This window comes from Streptococcus sp. HMSC074F05, assembly GCF_001808725.1.
Lineage (GTDB): Bacteria > Bacillota > Bacilli > Lactobacillales > Streptococcaceae > Streptococcus > Streptococcus parasanguinis_I.
In genome coordinates, this window is record NZ_KV794411.1 from 371,258 (window position 1) to 373,880 (window position 2,623).

3 protein-coding genes are annotated in these 2,623 nt (G+C 45.1%); all 3 read left to right on the top strand.

Going from position 1 to position 2,623, the window contains the following annotated elements; genetic code table 11:
- The first annotated feature begins 102 nt into the window (after positions 1-102).
- Positions 103-1,314, top strand: coding sequence for a phosphopentomutase (locus tag HMPREF2685_RS05585; RefSeq protein WP_061590877.1), 1,212 nt, complete (start codon positions 103-105; stop codon positions 1,312-1,314).
- Position 1,315: 1 nt separating this feature from the next.
- Positions 1,316-1,861 (top strand): DUF1697 domain-containing protein, encoded by a 546-nt coding sequence (locus HMPREF2685_RS05590; protein ID WP_070465815.1) that lies wholly within the window; start codon positions 1,316-1,318, stop codon positions 1,859-1,861.
- Between the two features lie 12 nt (positions 1,862-1,873).
- The coding region (locus HMPREF2685_RS05595) for a purine-nucleoside phosphorylase (protein WP_070465818.1) at positions 1,874-2,623 on the top strand (750 nt) is incomplete at its 3' end.

Genomic DNA, 2,623 nt, shown 5'->3' on the forward strand with positions numbered 1-2,623 from the left:
TGAGAGGCTAGGACTTTTGTCCCAGCCTCGGATCAAACAACGCTCTCTTCTTATAGGGATATGGTATAATATAGCTAGTTTAATAAAGGAAAGAGGCAGTATATGTCAAAATTTAAACGCATGCACTTAGTTGTGCTGGATTCAGTTGGGATCGGTGCTGCACCAGATGCCAATAACTTTGTCAATGCAGGTGTACCTGATGGCGCATCTGACACACTTGGACACATCTCAAAAGCAGTTGGTTTGAATGTACCAAACATGGCCAAAATCGGTCTTGGAAATATTCCTCGTGAAGTACCATTGAAGACTGTGCCAGCTGAAAGCAACCCAACTGGCTATGCGACAAAATTGCAAGAAGTTTCTCTTGGGAAAGACACCATGACTGGTCACTGGGAAATCATGGGGCTCGACATTACAGAACCTTTTGATACCTTCTGGAATGGTTTCCCTGAAGAAATTTTGACTAAAATTGAAGAATTCTCAGGACGCAAGGTCATCCGTGAAGCTAACAAACCATATTCTGGTACAGCGGTCATCGATGACTTTGGACCACGCCAAATGGAAACTGGTGAGTTGATCATTTATACATCAGCAGACCCTGTTCTTCAAATCGCAGCTCACGAAGACATCATTCCTTTGGATGAACTCTACCGTATCTGTGAATACGCTCGTTCCATCACTTTGGAACGTCCAGCTCTTCTAGGCCGTATCATTGCTCGTCCTTATGTTGGGGAACCTGGAAATTTCACACGTACAGCCAACCGTCGTGACTTGGCTGTTTCACCATTTGCGCCAACTGTTTTGGATAAGTTGAACGAAGCGGGTATCGATACCTATGCGGTTGGTAAGATCAACGATATCTTCAACGGAGCTGGTATCAACCACGATATGGGCCACAACAAATCAAATAGCCACGGTATGGATACCTTGATTAAGACCATGGGACTTCCTGAGTTCCAAGAAGGCTTCTCATTTACCAACTTGGTAGACTTTGATGCTCTTTATGGTCACCGCCGCAATGCTCACGGCTACCGCGATTGCTTGCACGAATTTGATGAACGCTTGCCAGAAATCATTGCAGCTATGCGTGAAGATGACCTCTTGATGATCACTGCAGACCACGGGAATGACCCAACCTACGCTGGTACAGACCATACTCGTGAATACATCCCATTCTTGGCTTATAGCCCATCCTTCAAGGGCAATGGTGTGATTCCAGTTGGACATTTCTCTGATATTTCTGCAACGATTGCAGAGAACTTTGGTGTTGAAAAAGCCATGATCGGTGAAAGCTTCTTAGACAAATTGAACTAAGATGACACGCTTCGCTCTCCTCGTAAGAGGGATCAATATTGGCGGGAAAAACAAGGTCGTGATGGCAGAACTTCGAGAGGAGCTTCAAACGATCGGGCTGGATGGGGTAGAGACCTACATCAATAGTGGCAATATCTTCTTTGAATCAGCAGGTTCTAAAGAAGAATTGGTAGATTTGCTGGGACATTTCTTTCGTGATCACTATCCCTTTATCCAGTCTTTTTCTCTCTTTTCAGCTGAGGACTATGCGCGAGATCTCGCTGCTCTACCAGCCTGGTGGCAGGAGAATCTGGCCCGCAAGGATGTTCTCTTTTACACAGAAGGCCTCAATCAGGATGCTGTCTGGGAGTTGGTCTCCTCTTTTTCGCTCGGTGATGAAATCATCCATCGTGGAAGACTTGGGATCTACTGGGGCAAATACTCAGAAGAGACCTATACAAAGACCGCTTACCACAAACAAGTCCTCAAGATGCCGGATTACCGTCTGTTGACCATTCGCAATGCCAATACATTTGACAAAATTGGCCAATTTTTAAGGAAATCATAAAGGAGATATGCAATGACATTATTAGCAAAAATCAATGAAACAGCTGCTTTTTTGAAAGGCAAAGGAATGGAAGCACCTGAGTTTGGCTTGATCCTTGGATCAGGTCTTGGAGAACTGGCTGAAGAAATCGAAAATCCAGTCGTAGTAGACTACTCTGAAATTCCAAACTGGGGTCGTTCAACGGTTGTCGGCCATGCGGGTAAATTGGTTTATGGTGATCTTGCTGGACGCAAGGTTTTGGCCCTTCAAGGACGTTTCCACTTCTACGAAGGAAACCCACTAGAAGTAGTGACTTTCCCAGTTCGTGTCATGAAAGTTTTGGGATGTGAAGGGGTTCTTGTTACCAACGCTGCCGGTGGTATCGGCTTTGGTCCTGGTACTTTGATGGCCATCACAGACCACATCAATATGACTGGTCAAAACCCATTGATCGGTGAAAACTTGGATGACTTTGGTCCACGTTTCCCAGATATGTCAAAAGCCTACACTCCAGAATATCGTGAGACTGCTCATAAAGTAGCAGACAAATTGGGTATCAAATTGGATGATGGGGTTTATATCGGTGTGACTGGTCCAACTTATGAAACTCCAGCTGAAATCCGTGCGTTTAAGACACTTGGCGCAGATGCTGTCGGAATGTCAACCGTTCCGGAAGTCATCATTGCAGCACACTCTGGTTTGAAGGTTCTTGGTATTTCATGTATTACCAACTTTGCGGCTGGTTTCCAAGAAGAGCTCAACCACGAAGAAGTGGTAGAAGTG

Excerpts from the sequence above, each read along its gene's own strand:
- HMPREF2685_RS05590 (WP_070465815.1), top strand. The coding sequence starts at position 1,316 with ATGACACGCTTCGCTCTCCTCGTAAGAGGGATCAATATTGGCGGGAAA.
- HMPREF2685_RS05585 (WP_061590877.1), top strand. The coding sequence starts at position 103 with ATGTCAAAATTTAAACGCATGCACTTAGTTGTGCTGGATTCAGTTGGG.